General features: G+C 35.2%; 19 protein-coding genes and 1 tRNA gene. 9 read left to right on the top strand and 11 right to left on the bottom strand.

Annotation, left to right across the window (positions count from 1 at the left end; translation table 11 throughout):
* Positions 1 to 5 precede the first annotated feature (5 nt).
* The 4 genes from rmuC (at position 6) to ACTJIV_RS03175 (ending at position 4,165) form a co-directional block, all read left to right on the top strand.
* Complete coding sequence (gene rmuC / locus ACTJIV_RS03190; protein WP_407934739.1) at positions 6 to 1,508, top strand: DNA recombination protein RmuC; 1,503 nt, start codon at positions 6 to 8, stop codon at positions 1,506 to 1,508.
* A 141-nt stretch (positions 1,509 to 1,649) separates the two neighbouring features.
* Entirely contained in the window at positions 1,650 to 2,495 is an 846-nt protein-coding gene (locus ACTJIV_RS03185; RefSeq protein ID WP_440625575.1) for a LytTR family transcriptional regulator DNA-binding domain-containing protein, read from the top strand.
* A 90-nt stretch (positions 2,496 to 2,585) separates the two neighbouring features.
* Positions 2,586 to 3,371 (top strand): lysostaphin resistance A-like protein, encoded by a 786-nt coding sequence (locus ACTJIV_RS03180; RefSeq protein ID WP_440625573.1) that lies wholly within the window; start codon positions 2,586 to 2,588, stop codon positions 3,369 to 3,371.
* 26 nt (positions 3,372 to 3,397) lie between these two features.
* Positions 3,398 to 4,165, top strand: coding sequence for a TrmH family RNA methyltransferase (locus tag ACTJIV_RS03175; protein WP_440625571.1), 768 nt, complete (start codon positions 3,398 to 3,400; stop codon positions 4,163 to 4,165).
* A 137-nt stretch (positions 4,166 to 4,302) separates the two neighbouring features.
* Here the strand turns inward: ACTJIV_RS03175 and ACTJIV_RS03170 are convergent, their stop codons facing one another.
* A complete protein-coding gene (locus ACTJIV_RS03170) occupies positions 4,303 to 4,644 on the bottom strand; it encodes a hypothetical protein (protein ID WP_111957032.1) in 342 nt (113 codons plus the stop codon).
* A gap of 181 nt (positions 4,645 to 4,825) precedes the next feature.
* Here ACTJIV_RS03170 and ACTJIV_RS03165 point away from each other — a divergent pair, with 181 nt between their 5' ends.
* A complete protein-coding gene (locus ACTJIV_RS03165; RefSeq protein WP_440625569.1) occupies positions 4,826 to 6,007 on the top strand; it encodes a hypothetical protein in 1,182 nt (393 codons plus the stop codon).
* Positions 5,991 to 6,572, top strand: a complete 582-nt coding sequence (locus ACTJIV_RS03160; protein WP_111957028.1) for a hypothetical protein — start codon at positions 5,991 to 5,993, stop codon at positions 6,570 to 6,572. The genes ACTJIV_RS03165 and ACTJIV_RS03160 overlap by 17 nt, the downstream gene beginning before the upstream one ends.
* On the opposite strand, the gene ACTJIV_RS03155 is transcribed toward ACTJIV_RS03160, so the two are convergent.
* On the bottom strand, positions 6,521 to 7,096 hold the full coding sequence (locus ACTJIV_RS03155; RefSeq protein WP_440625567.1) for a 5-formyltetrahydrofolate cyclo-ligase: 576 nt from the start codon (positions 7,094 to 7,096) through the stop codon (positions 6,521 to 6,523). The two genes, ACTJIV_RS03160 and ACTJIV_RS03155, sit on opposite strands and share 52 nt — an antisense overlap.
* A gap of 21 nt (positions 7,097 to 7,117) precedes the next feature.
* Positions 7,118 to 8,470, bottom strand: coding sequence for an oxygen-dependent tRNA uridine(34) hydroxylase TrhO (trhO, locus tag ACTJIV_RS03150; protein WP_336377743.1), 1,353 nt, complete (start codon positions 8,468 to 8,470; stop codon positions 7,118 to 7,120).
* 370 nt (positions 8,471 to 8,840) lie between these two features.
* Between trhO and ACTJIV_RS03145 the strand changes: the two genes are divergently transcribed.
* A complete protein-coding gene (locus ACTJIV_RS03145; RefSeq protein WP_111957022.1) occupies positions 8,841 to 10,367 on the top strand; it encodes a trypsin-like peptidase domain-containing protein in 1,527 nt (508 codons plus the stop codon).
* A gap of 61 nt (positions 10,368 to 10,428) precedes the next feature.
* On the opposite strand, the gene ACTJIV_RS03140 is transcribed toward ACTJIV_RS03145, so the two are convergent.
* The 3 genes from ACTJIV_RS03140 to ACTJIV_RS03130 all read right to left on the bottom strand — a co-directional run bounded on the left by ACTJIV_RS03140 (position 10,429) and on the right by ACTJIV_RS03130 (position 13,993).
* On the bottom strand, positions 10,429 to 10,884 hold the full coding sequence (locus tag ACTJIV_RS03140) for a hypothetical protein (RefSeq protein WP_111957020.1): 456 nt from the start codon (positions 10,882 to 10,884) through the stop codon (positions 10,429 to 10,431).
* Positions 10,884 to 11,264, bottom strand: a complete 381-nt coding sequence (locus tag ACTJIV_RS03135) for a RidA family protein (protein WP_062700765.1) — start codon at positions 11,262 to 11,264, stop codon at positions 10,884 to 10,886. The genes ACTJIV_RS03140 and ACTJIV_RS03135 overlap by 1 nt, the downstream gene beginning before the upstream one ends.
* Before the next feature lie 143 nt (positions 11,265 to 11,407).
* Entirely contained in the window at positions 11,408 to 13,993 is a 2,586-nt protein-coding gene (locus ACTJIV_RS03130) for a putative LPS assembly protein LptD (RefSeq protein WP_111957016.1), read from the bottom strand.
* A gap of 51 nt (positions 13,994 to 14,044) precedes the next feature.
* On the opposite strand from ACTJIV_RS03130, the gene ACTJIV_RS03125 reads away from it, so the two are divergent.
* A complete protein-coding gene (locus ACTJIV_RS03125) occupies positions 14,045 to 15,334 on the top strand; it encodes an N-acetylmuramoyl-L-alanine amidase family protein (protein ID WP_223558214.1) in 1,290 nt (429 codons plus the stop codon).
* Positions 15,335 to 15,392: 58 nt separating this feature from the next.
* Positions 15,393 to 15,464: transfer RNA gene (locus tag ACTJIV_RS03120), tRNA-Glu, on the top strand.
* Positions 15,465 to 16,132: 668 nt separating this feature from the next.
* Here ACTJIV_RS03120 and ACTJIV_RS03115 read toward each other — a convergent pair.
* From ACTJIV_RS03115 to ACTJIV_RS03095, 5 genes are all read right to left on the bottom strand, one after another.
* A complete protein-coding gene (locus ACTJIV_RS03115; RefSeq protein ID WP_440625562.1) occupies positions 16,133 to 16,807 on the bottom strand; it encodes a DNA methyltransferase in 675 nt (224 codons plus the stop codon).
* Between the two features lie 9 nt (positions 16,808 to 16,816).
* A complete protein-coding gene (locus ACTJIV_RS03110; RefSeq protein WP_440625560.1) occupies positions 16,817 to 18,265 on the bottom strand; it encodes a restriction endonuclease in 1,449 nt (482 codons plus the stop codon).
* A gap of 1 nt (position 18,266) precedes the next feature.
* Positions 18,267 to 19,322: a DNA (cytosine-5-)-methyltransferase gene (gene dcm, locus ACTJIV_RS03105; RefSeq protein WP_440625558.1), complete on the bottom strand. Its 1,056-nt coding sequence runs from the start codon at positions 19,320 to 19,322 to the stop codon at positions 18,267 to 18,269.
* A 423-nt stretch (positions 19,323 to 19,745) separates the two neighbouring features.
* Positions 19,746 to 20,090 (bottom strand): hypothetical protein, encoded by a 345-nt coding sequence (locus ACTJIV_RS03100; protein WP_440625556.1) that lies wholly within the window; start codon positions 20,088 to 20,090, stop codon positions 19,746 to 19,748.
* Positions 20,087 to 21,205 (bottom strand): hypothetical protein, encoded by a 1,119-nt coding sequence (locus ACTJIV_RS03095; protein WP_440625554.1) that lies wholly within the window; start codon positions 21,203 to 21,205, stop codon positions 20,087 to 20,089. Before ACTJIV_RS03095 ends, ACTJIV_RS03100 begins: the two co-directional genes overlap by 4 nt.
* Positions 21,206 to 21,403 lie beyond the last annotated feature (198 nt).

Below are 21,403 nucleotides of genomic sequence, written 5' to 3'. Positions count from 1 at the left end.
GAAACATGGAGATGACCTATTTACTTATTGGATTTATTACCGGCGGAATTCTGGGAGCCGTTATTTTATATTTTGTTTTAAAATCGTCTACGGTTTCAAGAAATTCTTATGATGAACTGAATAATCTGCATATCAAAAATCATTCAGACCTGGAAAATCTTAATCTGAAAGTCCAGGAGCTAAGCCAAAATATCAACAAAGAAAAGGAGCAGAACCAGCAGCAGACCGACCTGTTGAATGATCTGAAAAATGAATACGCAAAAATTTCTGCCGAACACGCTTCTTTAAATGCACAATTTTCAGAGCAGAAACAGCTTAATGCAAAGCAAACCTCGCAAATAGAAACTCTTATCTCGGAGAAGCAGCATATTTTTGCTAAAAATTCCGAACTCTCTGCTAAAAATGACAGCCTACAACAGTCTCTTGATAACCAAAAGGAAGAAATCACCAAGATTCAGGAAGAATCCAAACTTCAGTTTGAAAATCTGGCCAACAAAATTTTAGAGGAAAAGACGGAAAAGTTCACAACTTTAAATCAAAATAATTTAAAAAACATTCTTGAACCTTTCCAGGAAAAGATCACCGACCTTAAAAACAGGGTAAATGAAGCCTATGAAAAGGAAAATAAGGAACGTTTCTCTCTGGCAGAAAAAGTAAAAGAGCTTGCTGAGCTGAATCAGCAGATTTCAGAAGACGCGAAAAAGCTGACAAGAGCTTTAAAAGGAGAAAGCAAAACCCAAGGGAACTGGGGAGAAATGATCCTTGAAAGTATTCTTGAAAAATCCGGGCTTGTAAAAGGAAGAGAATATTTCCTTGAGCATGAACTTCGCGATGAAGACAACAAAGCGCTGTTTTCCGAATTTTCCGGTAAAAAAATGCGTCCTGATGCTGTCATAAAATATCCGGATGAGAGAAATGTAATCATAGATTCTAAAGTTTCCCTGACAGCCTTTACAGAATTGGTGGATGAGAATGACCAGGATGTTTATGCAATGAAACTTAACCAGCATTTGGGGTCTATCAAAAATCACATTCTTCAGCTGAGCCAGAAGGCCTATGATGATTATGGAAAGTCTTTGGATTTCGTCATGATGTTCATTCCCAGTGAACCAGCTTATATTGCCGCTATGCAGGCAGACCAAAACCTTTGGAACTTTGCTTATGAAAGAAGAATCCTTCTGCTGAACCCGAGCAACCTGATTACTTCATTAAAGCTTATTGCAGATCTATGGAAACGTGAGTACCAGAACAGAAACTCTATGGAAATCGCTGATCGTGGAGCAAAGCTGTATGATAAATTCGTTGGGTTTGTCGAAAACCTTGAGAAAGTCGGGAAAAATCTTGATCAGGCTAAAAATGTATACAACGATGCTTACAAGCAGCTCTCTACAGGAAACGACAACCTTGTCATCCAGACGCAGAAACTGAAATCTTTAGGAATCAAGAACAAGAAAGACCTGCCTCAAAGCCTTATTGACAACGGTAACTTTCTGGAAACGGAAAACTAATGACTTGAAAAGAATCAAATCATTTTAATCATCAGCGTTGTTATTTTTACGATATCCCTGGTACTGCCCGCAGTTTCCCAAAAAAAGGCGTGAATGCCAATTGCTAAGTAATTTTAAAAATTAAATTCCAAAGATTATTATATGTTTTCCTTTGCAGCATATTCTTATCCAAAATCTGAATCTTATAAGGAGATCCTGCTTTCATCAATTACTGCCGGACTTTTAATCTATATATTCCTGATTGTTTTTCAGCCTTTTGGAACGGAAAACTTCCGGCATCAGTATAAATACCTGTTGCTTTTCCCTTACTCCATTATATTTGGATCAGCTTTTTTTGCTGCAGAACTTAGTATTATTCGTTTCAGAGACTGGAACATCGGCTCCGAATTGCTGAAGATGGCAGGCATTCTTCTTTCAGCCTCTATCCTATCTTATTTTTACAATACTTTGTTCATAAGTCATGTTACGCTGAGCTTTAGCAACTATCTCTATATGTTTCTGTATTGTCTGGCCCTGGGAATTCCAATTTCAACTATTTATATATTGTCGAGGTATATCTATTTAAAAACAATCCACGAAAAAACTGCAGAAGAGGTTTCCCAGCAGCTTGCAGGTCATGATAATTCAATCGTTGCCACACTCAATAAAGTATTGAATATATCTGCAAATAATACGGATTTGCAGATTCATGAAGAGAACTTCATCTGTGCACAGTCTATGGAAAACTACTGTTCAATCTGTTTTTTGGAAAATGGGCAGGTAAAAAAACTTGTAGTCAGAATAAGCCTCTCAAACCTTTTGAATCAGATTCAGACAGATTCTATAAAAAGATGTCACCGCTCCTATATTGTTAATTTAAATCAGGTCAAAAGTCTTAAAGGAAATGCACAGGGCTACAGACTTTTTCTTTCTGATGATTTTGAGATCCCCGTTTCAAGAAGCTTTATTTCGTTGATTATTCCAAAATTAAGACCTTTAAAAGTCTGATATTTGCTATCCGTCACATTCTTTTGTCATTCATCACTTTCATTTGACCAGCCTTACTGTAATCTTCATTTTTGTTCAAAACTATAAGCAATGAACAAAACTATTTCCTTCTTCTTCTTTTTTATTCTGGGGTTTTCTGTCTACTATTTCGTTGATCTTTTTTATTTTAAAAGTATTCAGATTTTCGTTAAAGAATTATCCGGAAGCAAAGCTGTCGCCCATGTTGCAGCATACTGTATCACAATGCTCCCACTTATCATTACTTTAAAAATCATATTCCCGGAGAAGAATATTACCACCCTTTTTTCAATCAACAAACCCATTCTAAAAGGTTTTTCCATAGCTTTTATGGGCACACTTCCCATGCTAGCCGGCTATTTTATGTATTTTAAGCTGGTACAAAGCATTAGTTTTCAATCCCTCTTCATTAACAGCATTTCATCCCCTTTTTTTGAAGAACTTATTTTCAGAGCATTTCTTATAGGGATTCTATACAGATTTACCAGGCTGGGATTTATTAATTCTGCTTTATTCGGATCATTATTGTTTGCCCATGTGCATTTATACCAGGGCAGCAGCTTCACAGAGCTTACTGAAATATTTCTCATTACCTTTTTAGGTTCAGTCTTCTTTTCATGGGTTTATTTTGAAACTGATTTTAATCTTTGGACAGCAATTTTTCTTCATCTTTTCATGAATCTCTACTGGGAAATATTTAGTGTTTCAGAAAATGTTTCAGGCAATATGTATGGAAATTTATTTAAAATTTTATCTATTTTGCTCATCATAACCCTGGTTATCTACAATAAACGCAGGAATAAAATACCATTTCAAATTACTGGAAAAAACCTTTTCATTAAAACCAGGCAGACGTAATCACAAATTTTACATAATTTTGTAGCATGTTGATAGAAAGTTTTCAAAACGATAAAATAAAAAACATCACCAAGCTTCTGGCTGATAACAGGTTTCGTAAAAAATCAAAAGTTTTTGTGGTTGAAGGCCAGCAGGAAAATGAAAGAGCTTTGCAGTATGATTTCGAACCTGTCGAGTTTTTTATCTGTGAAAATATCTTTAAAGGAAAACTTCCGGAAGGCAGGATCCATTATGTAAGTAAAAAGGTATATGAAAAAATAGCATACAGGGGAAGCTCTGAAGGAATTATCGGAATTTATAAAACTAAAGAAAATCTCCTTTCATCATTTATTCCCAAAGAAAATTCTACCATCATCATTGTAGAAGGTGTAGAAAAACCCGGTAACCTTGGCGCAATCCTGAGAAGCTGCGAGGCTTTCGGAGTTGATGCTCTAATTGTTGCAGATGGAAAAGCTGACTTCTATAATCCTAATGTGATACGCTCAAGTGTAGGATGTCTCTTCGGAATGAAAGTGTATGATTCTGAAAATGAAGAAACCTTTGAATTCTTACAGAAAAACAATTTCAATATTTATACTACTCTTATGGATGAGACCGCTGAAGATCTTTATAAAAGAGATTTCAAACAGCGTTCTGCCGTTTTATTCGGAACGGAACATTCCGGATTAAGTGATTTCTGGGTTGGAAAAGGAAAAAATACGCTGATTCCGATGGCAGGAAGTATTGACTCTTTGAACCTGAGCAATGCAGTAGCCATTACCTGTTATGAGTCGTTGAGACAAAAGAAGGGATAAGAATCTGGACTTTAATATTTAGCCCGATGAGATTGCTTCGCCTTCGGCTCGCAATGACAGAGAGGTTAAGGTATAAAGCATAAAAAAACCGTCTCACAGAGTGAAACGGTTCTTTTATTGTTAAGCTTATGCTAGAATTATTTCTTAGCAGCGTCTTTAACTTCTTTAGCAGCATCTTTAGCAGCACCTTTAGCAGCATCAGCAGCACCTTTAGCAGCGTCAGCAGCAGCTTCAGTTGTAGCTTTAGCAGCATCAGCACCAGCAGCAGTTGTAGCAGCAGCAGCATCTTTAGTAGCATCAACAGCAACGTTAGCAGCTGAATCAATTACTTTAGCAGCAGAATCAGTAACTACAGCAGCAGAATCAGCTACGTTAGCAGCAGCAGAATCAGTTGCTCCTTCAGTAGAAGTAGCTTCAGTTTTTTTACAAGCAACTAGAGAGATTGCAGCGATAGCAGCTACGAATAACGACTTTTTCATAATAAATTAAATTTAATTTTGTTAATATTGTTTTTTATAAATTTCTTCTGTTCTGTTATTTGAACAAGACAAAGGTAGACCAGATACAAAAGTTGTTTATGAAAAATAATTGTAATACCTTTGTAAAATAGTTTTACAAAAAAACAATACTGATAATCAACAATTTAATTATTTAATAAAATTGACAGATTTAGATCTATTACATTTTGAACAGCTAAAAAAAGATGTTCAGACTGAATTTTTAAAAGAATCCAACTCTTCCCATGATGATATTTCAAAATGGAAAGGGATAGATATTATATATTTCCAGGAAGACCTTCGCAAAAAAGCTAAAGGCAACATCAGTGAAAAATCATTTTACACTTATTTCAAAACTTCTCCGGTCACCAAATTACCTAGGATCGATATGCTCAATTTATTGAGTATTTATGCAGGATACGACTCATGGTACGACTTCAAGAAACAACATCTTTTTGCAGGAGAATTACTGCAGGAAAATGAAGATCTTGAACAGGAAGAAATCATAGAATTAGAAAAAACAGTTTCTTCGGCTCCTGAATTACCAAAAACTGAAATTCAGCCTCAAAAAATAGAATACCAGCCTCAGGAAAATATTGATTTACAAAAATCAAACAATGAAAATCAAGCAGTTAAACAAAACACACCAACAGTTACCCAAACAGAAATACAACCTTCTGCAGCAAGAAAAAATTTGCTTAAAAAAAATGCCTGGGCTATCGTTACTTCAATTTTAATTGCCATTACCGGAGTTTTAGGATTTAAAGATCAAATATTTTCGAAAACTTACAAATACTGTTTTATTGATAAAGACCGTGGTGTTTCTGTCATCAATACTCTTGAAATAAAGATAATCAAAACAAATGAATCTCCGCTTCTCTATAAATTAAAGCCTGGAGAATGCTTTTATTATTCTACTAAGGATAAAAACATCAAAATGCAGATCAGCGCTCCTTTCTATGAATACCTGGAAGTCAACAGGAATCTGGAAAATGCTCCGGATGAGGAAATGATTGAACTGAAACCGGATGACTACAAGATGGCTGCCTATTACTTCTCCATTAAAGATGTAAAAGGAGGTAATCCTGAAGAACAGGTAGCCCTGATCAAACAGAAAAGAAATCAACTGGAAAACCTGATCAGCAACAGTGCGGTTATCTATCAGGTATACGACAATAAAACGTATGGTATAGAAAGGCTTGACAAGCAAAAATACATTACGCTGGTAACAACACCTACTACCTCTCTGAAAAACCTTAATGTTATAGAGATGAAAAAGGACAGTAAAGGAAAAATAATATCTATTAAATTTAAAATCGCATCCACAGATGAAGAAAATAAATAAGTTTTTAATTTTCGCAGTACTTTTTTTAGCATTTATTTCCTGTAATAATAAAAAGACGGAAGTAAGTGATCTGGATAAATTAAGAAACAGCACCAACGTAAAAAGCTATCCTGCCGTACAAATGGACAGCATGCAGGCGATTAATTCCATCACCAAACAGAAAGTACAGGAACTTCTTGATCTTTCTACATTATACCTGTCTGGAAATAGGAATACAGAGATTGACACGGTGATCTATTCACAGATGGAAAGCTATTTTCATAAACCCGATTCTACTACATTCAAAAAACTATTCCATGAACTGGACAGCCTTAAAGTAAAATCGGTGAAAGTAAATAATCTGAATGTTTACAAAGAATTCTATAAAAAGGATACTTTAGATTATGCGAAATTCAATCTGGAATATTTTGATTCAAAAAATAAATCCCTGGGAACTTTTGAGAAAAATGCTCAATATATTTTGCTTTCTACCCCAATGATCAAAAAAGAATTCAAATTTTATTTCCTAGATTTTTACTCAGATCCGTTAAAGAAAGACAGTACATCAGTAGGTGTCACCAAATAGTCCAGCGGAATATCATTTTCCCAGACATCATCAATATTTTCATCGGGGTTAAAATAATTAACTCCGATTTTTTTTGTTTCAGAAGGAATCATTTCAAAAAAAGCATCGTAAAATCCTTTTCCGTAGCCTACTCTGTTTCCTTTTTTATCGCAATACAGCAATGGCGTAATCACCCAGTTAAAATCTAAAATGCCGGAATCTTCATTAGAAACAGGCTCGGAAATACCCCAATTATTCGTTCCGAATTTTGTATCCTTAAAAATCTCTACGGATATTAATTTCGCATCGACAATTTTAGGCACAAAAGCTTTAATATTCCGGCTTAAAAAATAGTTAATGAATAGTTGAGTATCTATTTCTTTAAACTTTTTGATCGGAATGAAAATGTGGACTTTCTGACCTGAAACTGGTTTAAAAAAATCAACAAAGTTTTCAAAAATCTTTTCAGATAACAAGAAAGCCTCATCAGTTGACAAGGCTTTTCTTTTCTGCATATATTTTTTTCTAAGTTCTGCTTTTAACATCTTTATCAGGCGTTTTACAACTTAAAGAATTTTATATATTTTATCTGATAAACGAACTCTGAAAGGAAGTTCAAAAGTGATCTGATCTCCTTTTTTTGCCGTTTCACAAGGACCTCCGTTTGCAAAAAGTTCAGTAATGGTCAATTCCTGCTCACCAGTGGTCGGGCCTGAAATTAATACCTTATCACCTACTGAAAGTTCTTTGTTTTCAATTAAAAACTGTCCGATTTTCGATTTTGTATAATAATGTTCTGCCTTTCCAACCAATACTTTCTTGATGGCAATTTTTTGACGGATATTCTTTGTTTCAGCTTTTGCTAAAGGCTTATCAGGAAGGTCACCTGATTTTTTAAATTTCAGTGCATCAGATTTTCCTTTTCTGAAAACTTTATTTCCTACCTGTAATCCCTTTCTTAATTTTAACTGCTCTTCCAAAGGCAAATGTATGATTTCCAAACATTCTGTAGAGCAGCAGTTTTCCATCACAGCTTTACATTCATCACATTGAATAAATAATAAATGGCAGGCATCGTTAGCACAGTTCGTATGATTGTCACAAGGCTTTCCACACTGGTGGCACTGCGCAATAATATCATCTGTAATCCTTTCCCCTAACCGGTGGTCAAATACAAAGTTCTTTCCAATAAATTTACTTTTTATCCCTTCTTCTTTAATCTGTCGGGTATATTCAATGATTCCGCCTTCTAATTGGAAAACATTTTTAAAACCCTGATGCTTGAAGTAAGCGCTGGCTTTTTCACAACGAATTCCACCTGTACAGTACATTAGCAGGTTTTTATCTTCTTTAAAATCCTGTAACTGCTCGTTGATAATCGGTAAACTTTCTCTGAAATTTTCCACATCAGGAGTAATAGCCCCTTCAAAGTGACCTACTTCACTTTCGTAGTGATTTCTAAAATCAACAACAATTGTATTCGGATCTTCAAGCAAATTATTAAATTCCTGAGCCTTTAAATGAATTCCTTTATTGGTAACATCAAAAGTATCATCGTTCAAACCATCTGCAACAATTTTATGTCTGACTTTTATGGTCAGTTTTAAAAAAGAGTAATCATCTTGCTCAACCGCTACATTTAAACGGATTCCTTTCATAAAGTCATAGGCCTCCAGCGTATTGCGAAAAGCCTCAAATTGATCCGCGGGAACACTCATCTGAGCATTAATACCTTCATGGGCAACATAGATACGGCCAAGAGCATCAAGGGCATTCCAGGCTATAAATAATTCGTCGCGAAATTTTTTGGGATCTTCAATTTTGGCATACGCATAGAAAGACAACGTAAGGCGTTCCTTACCAGCTTCATCAATAAGTTGAGCTCTTTCTTCTGCGCTTAAGGTGTTATACAGTTGCATGCTATAAACGTTTTAAGTGAGAAAAATATTTTTGCAAATATAATCATTTTTCATTTGAATAGGATGTACATGTGAGCAGTAATAAAGAGTATGAGAATGACTATGAATGATTTTGGATTAATTGTTGTACCTTAAAAACATAATTTATTTCCTTCCGGCCTGCAAAATGTGACATTTTTTCTTTAATAATTTTTTAAGTTTAGTTAATACACCTTTTAAAATTATGACATAATGTATAAAATGATATAATAGCAGTTAAATTTTAGTTAAAATTGAAACATAGCATGTTAATTGCTTACTTATTTAGCATTAAATTTGTTTGCGAGAAAACAAGAAATAACAATCAATAAATAAAAAAGAAAGATATACAATGAAGAGTACTTTAAAAAAACTATTACCATTTGCAGTAGTGGGAATTGTCTCAGGAGCTACTACCGTTGGGACACTACAATACTTCGGTCAGCATTCCAATAACGGTGACCAGTCTTACTTCACAGCAGCAGCCCCTAATGCCTCATTTGTAGGAATGAATACCGGAGCTGTAGGCGATGATTTTGTAAAGGCTTCAAAAACTACAGTTCCGGCTGTTGTTACCATCAAAAATTACCAGAGCAGATCAACGAGCAGAGCTTCAGAGCAGGATCTGTTTGATTTCTTCTTCGGAGATCCTTTCGGAGGAAGAGGACAACAGAGACAGAAGCAGCAGGCTCCGGACAATATGCCATCAGGGATGGGATCCGGGGTAATCATTTCACCGGACGGATATATCATCTCCAACAATCACGTTGTTGCGGGAGCCAATAAACTGGAAGTGGTCTTAAGCAACAAAAAGTCTTACATTGCTACCCTTGTGGGAACTGATCCAAACACGGATATTTCTTTACTTAAGATTGAAGAGAAAGGACTTCCTTATTTAAATTTTGCCAATTCAGACAATATTGAGGTTGGACAATGGGTACTTGCAGTAGGAAATCCACTGGGATTGAACTCTACTGTTACAGCAGGTATTGTCTCTGCTAAAGGCAGGGGAATTGGTATCCTGGGAGGCCAGGGCAAAGCTACCAATCCTATTGAAAGCTTTATCCAGACTGACGCAGCGATTAACCCTGGTAACTCAGGAGGAGCCCTTGTTAACGTCAATGGTGATCTAATCGGGATCAATTCTGCAATCCAATCTACTACAGGATATTACCAGGGTTACGGATTTGCTGTTCCTGCTAATTTAGCAAGAAAAATTGTTGAAGATATCAAGAAATTCGGAATCGTACAGAGAGGATTCTTAGGAGTTTCATCATTAGACCTTTCTAATGACCAGCAGGTAGCTGCTTACAACCAGCAGTATAAAACAAACATCAAAGCAGGTTCAGGAGTTTATGTAACCGGATTCGGGGATAACAGCGGTGCTGAAGATGCAGGTCTGAAAAAAGGAGATATCATTACTAAAATAGACACTTATGATATTACGGACTTCGCCGACCTTTCCATGTCTATCGGAAGTAAGCGTCCGGGTGATAAGGTTCAGGTAACTTATCTGAGAAACGGTAAGCCAAACACAACTACGGTGACCCTTAAAGACCAGAAAGGAGGAACAACCACCCGTACTAAAGATGATTTAAGCGTAACGGAAAAAATAGGAGCAGATTTTGATCCTCTTAATGAAAAGTTTAAAACAGAATATGGGCTGAACAGCGGAGTCGTTGCTAAAAATGTAAGCGAAGGAAGCGAGATGGCTAAAATCGGAATCGTGGACAACTATATCATTATAGAGATCAACGGTAAGCCTGTCAATTCACAGAAAGATGTAGAAAAGATCCTGGATAAATACCAGGGCAATGTACAGGTGAAATTCGTGGATGACTACGGAAGAATCTATACCAAAGGATTCAAGATGCCTTAATCAATACAGACAATAGTCTTTCATATCAACAAAAAAACGCTGCAGATTTGCAGCGTTTTTTTTATTTGGTTTTGTTCATTTTATCAGCGATCTTCTTTTTCTTATTCCGTTCATAAATAATCTCTACAATCTTTCCTCCAATCCACGAAAACGGGAAAAACGTAAGGAAAATAGAGATTTTATAAAATGTAGGATGGTATGGAAATACAATAACATCCAGCATGGCTATGAACAGCATAATAAAACCGATAAGAATAGCATACGCTACCTTAGCATACTTTACAATAAGTGCAGTAGCCACTCCTCCTATCGTTGTTCCCAGCCCTGAAATAAACAGCAGAAATCCGAAAAATGCATTATCGCCTCTCATGCTGTAAAGAAATCTCTGCCAGTGCTCAAAGGGAGCAAAAGCTTCGAAAGTGATCCATTGCGGAAAAACCCTTATACCAAGAGTAATAATCAGCCCGGCTATTCCAAGGCCTACAAGAACCGCAATTGTATTTCTTATAAAATTCATTAATCCTGATGTGCGATCATAGAAATTTCAATATCAACATTCTTAGGCAGGCAGGAAACCTGTACCGTCTCACGGGCCGGATAGCTGTCTGCATCAAGATATGAAGCATAAATATCGTTCATTACTGCAAAATCGTCCATACTTTTAAGGAATATGGTAGCTTTCACTACGTTTTTAAACGTCATTCCCGCTTCAGTAAGAATAGCCTCAAGGTTTTTCATCACCTGGTGCGTTTCCTTTTCAATTCCCTCTACCAGTTTACCAGTTGCAGGATCTACAGGGATCTGTCCGGAAATGTATAAAACTCCGTTGGCCATATTAGCTTGTGAGTAAGGCCCGATTGCTGCAGGTGCATTAACTGTGTTGATTATTTGTTTCATATGTGGATATTTATTTTTTCAAAGGTCAGCATATAATTACCATCATCTGCATTCGTTTGTTAACCAATTTGGGCGACAGTGATTTCATGAGATTTATTTTGGTTGCAAATATAAAATTTATATTTACAATTGTCAATCTGATATTAGAAAGGTGCACCAGGCTGTGTAAAACTTCTGTCTTTGTATTTCAATGCATCACTTAAGATATTAGCTTTGATACCGATAAAGAAGTCATATACCTTATACTGTCCGAAAGGAACCCAGTTGAAGTTGATCGTGAAACTTCGCTGATCTCTGGTAAACCCGATTCTTGTATAAGCAAGATCTTTCGTCACAAGATCAAAGTGCGTACTCCCGTTGATATTCCAGTAAGGGGTTAGCTTAATGCTGCCGTCCAGACCTACAGAAGCAATCTTAGTACCAAGTGCCGACAATCCTTTTGAATAAGCATAGTTGGCATTGATATTCAAAGTCCATGCCTGGTCGAAATGGGCATAATTATCATCGTCAAAATAATAATTTTCATTTCTTATTTCTCCTTTTGCCGGATACTTTTTGGCATAATCTGTTTTCTCGCCAAAGAGTTCGCTGCTTAAAGGATATGATAACTGTACGTTGAAACCCTGTACACTGAAATGTCCAAACTGTTCCGTTCTCACTCCCTGTGTTGCACCCGGAGCAAAGACAATCTTATAAGGATCCAGTGAAAGACTGGTATTCACATTTAATTTATTATTGAAGAAAGAAGACTGTCCGTTGATGCTGAATACAGACCATGGATGATCTTTCGCTGCAAAATTGTAGTTCCCTGAAAGGTTAAGAGATTCAAAGATTTTTATTTTCTTGACACCGGTAGAATCAGTTTTAGATTTTACTTTCATTTCAATATTGTTTCCAATATTAAAACCTAAGGCTCCTACCACTCCGCTTGACGGGCTTCCCACAATTCCTTTTTCAAAAATAGAATAAGGGGTCAGGGCTCCCTCTGCATTATAATAGTTTTTATAATATCCGAAACCGGGACTTGAGAAATCCGGTGAATAGGTAAAGCTAAGACTTGGTGTCATCATATGTCTTACCGCTTCTACCGCAGAACCTTTTTTAAACTTCAGCATACCATAAAGAGTGGTCTGAAGACTGGCAGATGAAGAGAAAGTGGAATATCCGGCAATATTTTTCTGAATTTCGTCTACATCCGCATTCTTTACAGGATCATAATATTTTTTAAGTGTCTTAGTCGTTAAAGCGTTATCAATATTGGCACTTAAACTGAACGTGAAATATTTGGCCACCGTTGTGTTGGTTCCCAATGCAATATTATTTTTCAGTCCTGTCTGCATCTTATCCCACATTGCCTTTGTAAAAAGCTCGTTTTCCTGTGTATTTACAAAGTTCGTCAGATTAAAACCTGTGTTCACCGTAATATTTTCAAGAAGCCCCTGTCTCACTCCTGTTTTCGATTTAAACAGATAAAACTGATTGATTGCCACATTCATCTGAGGAAGACGAAGATCTGCAAGCCCGGTGGCAAAGTTTTGAGAATAGGAGGCTGTCCCGGTAATCGTTGCAGGCAGCTTTAGGAATCTTTTTGTGACTGTTACCGCTGAACTCTGCTGTGTATTCAGAACGTTCTGATTGAAAATATAGTTGTTATTGAGCGGGTTGTTATAAAACTTGGTACTTACGATATCCACAGAAGCACTGAAAGTCAGGAAAGGATTTGCTTTTGTGTCCTGAGTATGCGTCCATGCAATTCTGTATGTGCTGTTTTTGGTATAATCATCCAAACCTTTAATTCCTCTCACCATGGTTCCGACATCCGCTGTAAAAGTTCCGGAATACCTGTATTTCTTCAGATAATTCATCTGCGGTCTTAGGTTCCAGCTTCCTTTGGTATAGATATCTGCCAGTATTTTAAGATCAAAATGCTCCCCTATCGGCTGGTAATATCCCAATCCGTTAAGAAAAAATCCTACATCTTCCCTTTCCCCAAAACTCGGGATCAGGATACCTGCTGCCCTCTTTTCCGAAAACGGAAGAATGGCAAACGGAAGAATAAGAGGAGTGGGCACTCTTTCTATATACATCTGAATAGGACCTGTAACAATCTGCGATTTGTTTTTCGTCTTGATCAGCTTGATGTTGGATGCCCGCATAAAGTAATCCGAGGCCGTATCCTTTTTCTTGATATAGTATTCATCTGTTGTATAATCTGCGTTTCTCATGGCAAAAACAGAATCATTATATTTTTTGGTTTTCTGTGCGGTGATTACCCCTTCGCTTTCTTCTGTTCTGGCATTAAAAGCAATGGCCTGCTTGGTTTTGGTATTGTAGCTGAACTCATTGGTTTCATACTTTTTTCCAGCCTGAGTGGTAATTACGGGTTCTATGATCTTCCCTAAAGAGTCCTGTTTTCCGCGGGCATAGATCAGATTTTTGTTGTCGTCAATAGAAATATAATCTGCATCTATCTGCATGTCCTGGTATTTTACCTGGGCATTTTTATTCAGAAATGTCATTTTTTTCGGAACATCTCTACGCTGATCATCCGCCTTTGTACGGAGAACATCATCTAAAGCTTCCTTTTTTACAATAATGGTATCCTTTTTGGGAATAGTATCATTAACCACATTTTTAGGCAATTTTTCAGGGGTTTTCTGTGCTAAAAAATTGTTAAAAATTAGGATAATTAAAATTTGTAATATATTTTTGAGGACGGTTTTGGCCAATTTTATTCTTTAATTAAGGCTCAAAATTAGTATAATTTTTAAAACTGTAAGATGTACAAACAAAAATTTAAAATAATTTTATCATTTCTCCTTCTTCTTTCCAGCATTTTAATTTTTTCACAAAAGAAATTTACGATCGTTTTGGACGCTGGTCATGGGGGAAGTGACCACGGAGCGAACAGGACTTATGCAGATATCGGAAGGGTTGCAGAAAAAGACGTTACACTTGCCGTTACTCTCAAAGTTGGGGCCATGTTGGAAAAAAACAGAGATTTCAAAGTTATATATACCCGTAAATTCGACGAATATCCTTCTCTTTCGGACAGAACCAATCTGGCCAACAGGAGCAAAGCCGATCTTTTTGTATCCATTCACTGTAATTCTTCACAGAGACCTACAGCCTACGGAACTGAAACTTATGTACAGGGGCCCAACCAGAATGATGAAAACCTGGAAGTGGCAAAAAGAGAGAACGACGTGATCTTTCTTGATGAAAAAGACAGACAGACCTTCGGATCTTATAATCCAAGCTCTCCGGAATCTCTTATTGCACTAAAACTTCAGCAGAACAAATACCTTGAATCAAGTTTGCTGCTTGGCGGACTGGTTGAAGGTAATTTTGTAAATAAGGATAAAAGATTTTCAAGAGGTGTTTTCCAGAAAAACCTTCACGTACTTCGTATGAATGCGATGCCTTCTGTACTAATAGAAACCGGTTTCATCAACCATCCTGAAGAAAGCCATTATCTTGCTTCTGACAAGGGACAAACCGAAATTGCGGAAAGCATCTATAATGCGATCATCGATTATAAAAAAGCAATTGACAGAAAAACAGGCGGATCGTCTATCGCTGCCAAAAAACCTGAACCTGAAAAGCCTGCTGAATCTCCTTTAAAAAATGATTTCAGGATTTTACTGCTGAGTTCTCCTGTTAAATACAACGACGGAGATCCGGCATTAAAGGGCTTAAACTATATTCTCCCTATTAAAGACAACGGACAGTACAAATATTACTACGGAGTTACCAATATGGCTTCGATCAGAGATATCAACCTTAAAACAGCTAAGGATGCTGGGTTCAGAAATGCTTATGCTGTAGGATTTATGCCTAATCAAAAACTGCTGACGGGGTATTATACCATAGAGGTCTATACAGGCGACAAATTGAATGGCAATTCGTTTATTCTTCAGACATTGAAAGATGTGGAGAGAAATAAAGACAATGGAGTGTTTTATTACACGTATGGTAAAGTATATACTTTAGAAGATGCTGTAAAGCTTCAAAAAGACCTTGAATCCAAGGGAATCAAGAATACTATTATCCAAAAAGTTTTTAAATAACGTAAAAAATAATTTTGAAGTTAAAAAGTTAATCATTACTTTTGCAACCTCAAAATTTGGCCTATTCGTCTAGTGGTTAGGACTCAAGATTTTCATTCTTGCAACAGGGGTTCGATTCCCCTATAGGCTACTAAACTACACCACTCAATCCCTGATCAATACAAGGTTCAGGGATTTTTTTATTCCAAAAGTCAACGGAATCTCCACGAAAATTTAAAAGAACTCTCATACACGCTTTGTACAAGGCGAATTTCGAAAATCTTTTTTGTTCGCTAAAATTTTTCTTTCCTTTTGTTATCTTTTTGTTTCTTGAAATTGGATTGGAAATATTCTCTCGCTCTCAGGCTTGGAAACCCTTTGAATTTCCTTCTTTTTCCGAAAAGGGAGAATCTCCATTGCGAAAACAAAAAACAGGCTAAAATAAGCCTGTTTCTGGTTTGTTTTTTGAAGATTTCCTTTTCAATCTATGATGTTCAACACTTTCCAATCTCCCGTTGTCGAAAATATTTTGTGATCTATAAAATTTCTCTTTCCTTTTGTTATCTTTTTGTTTCTTGAAATCGGTTCGGAAATATTTTCTCGCTCTCAGGCATGGAAACACTTTGAATTTCCTTCTTTTGTCTGAAAAAGAGAGTTAGTTGAAAAAATAAAAAACAGGCTTTTTTCAAGCCTGTTTTATTAAAAGTTAAATTTATTTGAAAAGTTATTTCTGTAATCTTGTATCTTCATACTTTACTTTCTCAGTTTTCAAAGAAACCAACACATCTAAATACATTTCTTCGGGCATACTTCGATATCCTAAATAAGATTTTGTTGCTCAGGAAATGTCAGAGAAAATACATTTGCATTACTCGTACGGATAGCAGAATCTGGAATAGTTTCTTCAATTTTAGTCAGAGCCTTCAAATAATAGCTTTCATTAATTTCACAAGCTGTTAAACTTAAACCTGCATTATAGCAAGCAATAGCAATAGTCCCACTTCCTAAATGAGTATCTAAAATTCTATCTCCTTTCTTTGCATACATTTTCAAAAGCCATTCATAGAGCTCAATTGGCTTTTGTGTTGGATGAATCTTATTTCTATTTTTCCTTACACTAAATCTAAAAATCTTAGAAGGCTTATCCAATGACGACCAAGCCATTTCTGCCATTGAAAAATTATTTAATGTTTCAGGTTGATTTTTGTCCCAAATAACAAAGCCTTTGTTATATTCACTTCTTAACCAAAGCTGTCCAAAGTAATTTCCTCCCCAAATGATTTGATTTTTTGAGACTCGAAACAACTCATTGAAATACTCTTCATTTGGCTTTACATCCCATTGACTATATTCATCCATATTAAATTTATAATCCCCCCCCCTTTTGGTTTTATTTAAAATACCATAGGGCGGATCAACTATAGCAAGGTCGAAATAGTTATCTGGATATCTTGCCATCAATTGCATATTATCCTCCCTCGTAATTGTAATCATAAGTAAATTTTAATTTTTTGTTGCGAACCTTGAAATTGTCAAGTCCGAAATATTTTTACTAATATCTTTTCCAAGATTATTAATGATGATATTGTCAAAATCCTCGTAATCAATTTCTCTCAAGTCATTGTCAATACAGTTATACAGGTATTCAGAAAAAGTATTTGCTCTAATAATTACAATCGGACTTTTACGGATATCTTGAAGAACCGCAGGAACATATCTTGGTGTAACAACAATTGTATATGCTCCTCCAATTTTTTCTCGGTGCCCTTCTAATCTTCCTGCATTTACGCCTGAAAGTTTATTTTTGGTTGATTTGGCATCAACAGCGAATTTTTTCTTTTTAGGAATATATAAACATTCCAAATCTGTATTTCCTGCCCCACCTATCTTTTCGGCTTCAACATTGTAGAACATATTGAAACCATCTTTTAAAGCATCCTCAAAAAGATATGCTTCTGCCCCTTCGTTATTATTTGCATATTGTTCAATAAGTTTTGGAAGGTTAAGCAATTCAAATTTAATATCGTTAGCTACTTCACCAATTTCAACTAAAAGAGACTTGGGATAGAAACTGTAAATTTCCTTGATAACATCAATTTTCAGACGTTCAGGATCATTAAGTAACAAAGGTTTTTCTAAAAATGAATATTCATTTTCCAACTGTTGTACCAATTGTTTTAGATTTTCGGGAATGCAAACTTCATTCCTTGTTATTTTTCTAAAAGTATTAGTATTTCCATGTTGCAGTTTAGCTAAAATAACACCACTTTGTTTGTTCAAAACACCTGCACTCTCAAACAAACTTGAAACGTAATAATCCCATTCATAAGCAGAGTTTACGTAAGCATGCCTGTCTTCTTGAAATTTTTGAGCAATTTCCTTGTCTGATAATCCTCTTAACATCAATAATTCATTAACTAAATCATCGTATGTTATTTGAGTTGCCTCTCTCATAAATACAACAGAATAAGCTACTTCAAAAGCATAGAGTTTATTAGACAATTTCGGCTCTGAAAGTAATTTATAAATCAAACGAAATGGATAGAGCTGAAATTCGCTATCTGTTCCACTATGCGGATGCGGATATTGTACTGCCCAAAGCATTGTAAGAAATATTTTAGCTGCTTTTTGTTTATCCCCTACATTTTTTAAAAACAAGTTTCCAAGCGGGCTAAATAAAAATCGATCTTTTCCGTCAACTTTGGCTTGGTAACCAAACATATAATATGAAAGCTGATTAATTTTGTGATTGATGGCATCAAGTGGTAATTCAGGATTTCTTTCGTTGTACAAACCCAATTCACGTAATTTCAAATTTAATTGAGTTTTTTCTTCTGTTGAAATTCCTGTTTTGGTGTATGACTTCAAAAACTCTGCAACAACACAAAGTTTTTCAAAATTACTTGTGTGTCGATATAAAATCCATTTCTTGCTATCAATTCTTAAAGTCATATCATCGGTTTATTTGAGCAACAATATTTTTAATTAATAAAGGGGGAATACATTCTCCGATGCACTTCCTGATAAGTAATTCAGGTGTATTGTCAGGAATATTCCAATCTTGTGGAAGCGAAGATAACAACATTAATTCCAAAGGTGTCAAAACTCTTGCATCAGAATATGTTCCGTTTTTTAATTTTCTCCCTGGATGCACATTTAGTTGTGAACTAATTGCATCATTGCGCATTGTAATAGTTGGTGCAGGTTCCTCCCACTTAATACGTCTATATGTTGTGTTATAACTTTTAATTTTTTCACCATTGGATTTTACAGGAAAATACTTTTCATTCTCAAAAGCAGTTTTTCCTGTTGGAGTATGTTTCATCCACATTATGTGATTGTCCGAATGCTTTCGAGCAAAATGCCATTTTATTTTTGATTTTTCCCCAGCTTCAATACTTGGTAAGAAGCCTATCTTTTCTTCAACAGTTATTTGTTTTTCCGACTTTACTGGCTGTCCCCATCTTTTGCCTTTTAGATAGAGTTTTATAATTGCTCTTGTTCGTCTTTGAGCAACACCATATTCAGAAGCATCATATACATTTGCCTCAATATTGTACTCTTTTCCAAATAAGAGATTTAAAATTTCAATAACTTTCAAATGTTTATCTTCATAAGGCAAAACCATTTTAAAAAATGTTGGCACATTTTCAATTAGTATAAAGTCAGGTGATTTCAATTTAATAAAATCAATGATTTTGAAAACAAGATAATTTCTTTCATCTTTAAGCATTTGCTCAACATTCCTGTTTTTTCCAGCTACACTCATTCCTTGACAAGGTGGTGAAGCAATCAGAAAATCTAATTTTTCAGGTGTATTTTTTACAAGTGTTTTAAAAACACTTTCATCCAAAATATTACCTGAAGTCATTTTAGAATCAGGATATAATGCTTGATATAAGTCAGCTCTTTCTTGAACTAATTCATTAGCAGCAACAATTTTAATTCCTACTTCCTCAAAGTAAGTTTCTGCTATACCTGCACTTGAAAATAATGATGCTCCTACCATAGATTAAAATTCTACTATGCTTTTGATTTAAACTCTTAATAATAATTTTTACTTTTAATGTAATGCTTAATACCTTATAAACAATATATTCTTACACTTGAAACCTATTCTATTACTTCAAGAATACAGATATTAAAAATTGGATAACATTTCAATTTAATATATGTTTTATTTCCTTCATAATATTGATTTTTTAACATTCCCAACAAATCTAATAATAATGTCACTAATGCCAAAAGCATCCACCCCAATATATAGAAAGTAAATTTAATTATTAGGAAGACATAGAAGAACGGCAAAAGTAAAGAAAAAAAAAGTTCATTATTACTTAAATAAGATTTTTTTCCAACACCCTTATTCTTACGTCTATTTATTCTTGTGGCAATTTATACGGTTAAAACGTCAAAACTTGTCGCATTATTTTTATTTGTCAATCTGATTTGTTTTTCCAAACTTCAAAGCTATCAATCTGTTTCTTTTGTCATAAATAAACAAATTGTTTTGAGCAGATACATTCATCCCCTTGTTGAATTTGAAATCTTCTGAAAATAAGTCCTCGGTAAACAAAAGGTCACAGTCAAAATAAACACTGTCTAATTCCTGACCGTTTTCAGAAAAAGGAGAGATTTTTTTGATTTCAAGATTCTGAACCTCAACCTTGTTTTCAAGCATTCCTTTCAAATCATAATCTACCTGTTCTATGGTTGTTCTTTTGGAGCAGGAAACCAACAAGAGAGCAATTATTGATATTACAACAATCCTTTTCATTCTTCTTCAAAATTTATTCTGATGATTTTCTGTGATTTCACATTTTCCTCACTGGTTTTATTGACAACCAAATAAATTCCTTGTTTCTGCATTTTCGGACTTAGTTCTTTGTAGAGGTCTGAGGATCTATCAAGTACATCTCTCATAACAAAGTCTTTTGAGGTTGATGTATTGTTAAAGTTGTAATCAATATCAACGTAGAATTTTGGATTGGTAACTTTTCTCAAATTCCCCTCTCCGTCTGAATAATACAACTGCTGAACAAATGAGAAAGGTTGTTTGAAATAGGAAATACTCACTATTTTTACATCAATCATCCAATCACCGTGAGGTATTGTAATTCCGTCATAGTAAACTCCCTGTTCTCCTTTGAAATATTTTGGTGCTGGTATTCCTGCCACTCCCCGTTTATTTTTGATGATGAGAGTATCTTTGACAGTGTAAGGCAAACCTTTGTCTAAAAACACCTGTACTACATATTCTTTTGGGATTGTTCCGTCTGGATATGATATGTTGTTTTGAGATTGATTGGTAGTATTTGATTTTTCTTTTGTCTCAGAAGTCTTGTCTTTTTCGATTGGTTCTAAAGAATCAAACAAAGGAAAATCCTGAATATCCAATTGAGAATCAAATCCTGATTCTTCAACAGCGTAGGATTCTGAAATTTTGCCAGTTTTTATGTTGATATTTTCCTGTTTTATCAATCCCTTGTCCTTAGAATAATATTCAACTGTTTTTTCAGGAAATTGTTGCCTTCCTGCCATTTGACGTTCAATAACAAGAAATTTTCCTTTGTTGTCATTTTCCTTCCAATAGGATTGGCAATGATAAATATTGTTGTCTCCTTCATCATAATTCCATTGGACTTTTTGATTTGGATAAGGGAGCTTGAAATAAACATTATCTTTTCCGAAGCTGTATTCTTCCCCTCCTGAATCAGTTGAGGCTCCGTCTTTCAGCTTAATCAATGAAATTTCATCATTCCCGATCTCAAAGAGCTTGGCACTCGGAATTGAGTTCATGAAACCGATTTCAAGGGTTGTTCCGACAAACTGATTTGAAATTTTGAAATAATTGATTCTGAAAAAATCCTCTGAATTGGTTTTGGATTTCAAGGAAATAAAATTGTTTTTGGCTGGGAAAATCCATTGTTCCAGTTTTTCTGTTTCTTGTCCTTTTACCCATTGACAAAAGACTGTCAACTCAATAAAAGGAAGAAAAAACCATAATTGTTTTTCATATTGTTACTGTTTTAATCTTCAATGATATGATGAAGTCTATCGTAAAACAGCTTTTCTGGAAAAAAAGAAAAG

This window comes from Chryseobacterium sp. 22532 (assembly GCF_052044665.1).
GTDB lineage: Bacteria > Bacteroidota > Bacteroidia > Flavobacteriales > Weeksellaceae > Chryseobacterium > Chryseobacterium lathyri.
Note: the sequence above shows the minus strand (reverse complement) of the source record. Positions and strands in the feature narration are given on the sequence as shown.

Excerpts from the sequence above, each read along its gene's own strand:
- ACTJIV_RS03140 (WP_111957020.1), bottom strand. The coding sequence starts at position 10,884 with ATGAATTTTATAAGAAATACAATTGCGGTTCTTGTAGGCCTTGGAATA.
- ACTJIV_RS03155 (WP_440625567.1), bottom strand. The coding sequence starts at position 7,096 with ATGTTAAAAGCAGAACTTAGAAAAAAATATATGCAGAAAAGAAAAGCC.
- trhO (WP_336377743.1), bottom strand. The coding sequence starts at position 8,470 with ATGCAACTGTATAACACCTTAAGCGCAGAAGAAAGAGCTCAACTTATT.
- ACTJIV_RS03180 (WP_440625573.1), top strand. The coding sequence starts at position 2,586 with ATGAACAAAACTATTTCCTTCTTCTTCTTTTTTATTCTGGGGTTTTCT.
- ACTJIV_RS03145 (WP_111957022.1), top strand. The coding sequence starts at position 8,841 with ATGAAGAGTACTTTAAAAAAACTATTACCATTTGCAGTAGTGGGAATT.
- ACTJIV_RS03175 (WP_440625571.1), top strand. The coding sequence starts at position 3,398 with ATGTTGATAGAAAGTTTTCAAAACGATAAAATAAAAAACATCACCAAG.
- ACTJIV_RS03115 (WP_440625562.1), bottom strand. The coding sequence starts at position 16,807 with ATGATTACAATTACGAGGGAGGATAATATGCAATTGATGGCAAGATAT.
- ACTJIV_RS03160 (WP_111957028.1), top strand. The coding sequence starts at position 5,991 with ATGAAGAAAATAAATAAGTTTTTAATTTTCGCAGTACTTTTTTTAGCA.
- ACTJIV_RS03170 (WP_111957032.1), bottom strand. The coding sequence starts at position 4,644 with ATGAAAAAGTCGTTATTCGTAGCTGCTATCGCTGCAATCTCTCTAGTT.
- ACTJIV_RS03185 (WP_440625575.1), top strand. The coding sequence starts at position 1,650 with ATGTTTTCCTTTGCAGCATATTCTTATCCAAAATCTGAATCTTATAAG.
- rmuC (WP_407934739.1), top strand. The coding sequence starts at position 6 with ATGGAGATGACCTATTTACTTATTGGATTTATTACCGGCGGAATTCTG.
- dcm (WP_440625558.1), bottom strand. The coding sequence starts at position 19,322 with ATGGTAGGAGCATCATTATTTTCAAGTGCAGGTATAGCAGAAACTTAC.
- ACTJIV_RS03100 (WP_440625556.1), bottom strand. The coding sequence starts at position 20,090 with ATGAAAAGGATTGTTGTAATATCAATAATTGCTCTCTTGTTGGTTTCC.
- ACTJIV_RS03125 (WP_223558214.1), top strand. The coding sequence starts at position 14,045 with ATGTACAAACAAAAATTTAAAATAATTTTATCATTTCTCCTTCTTCTT.
- ACTJIV_RS03135 (WP_062700765.1), bottom strand. The coding sequence starts at position 11,264 with ATGAAACAAATAATCAACACAGTTAATGCACCTGCAGCAATCGGGCCT.
- ACTJIV_RS03110 (WP_440625560.1), bottom strand. The coding sequence starts at position 18,265 with ATGACTTTAAGAATTGATAGCAAGAAATGGATTTTATATCGACACACA.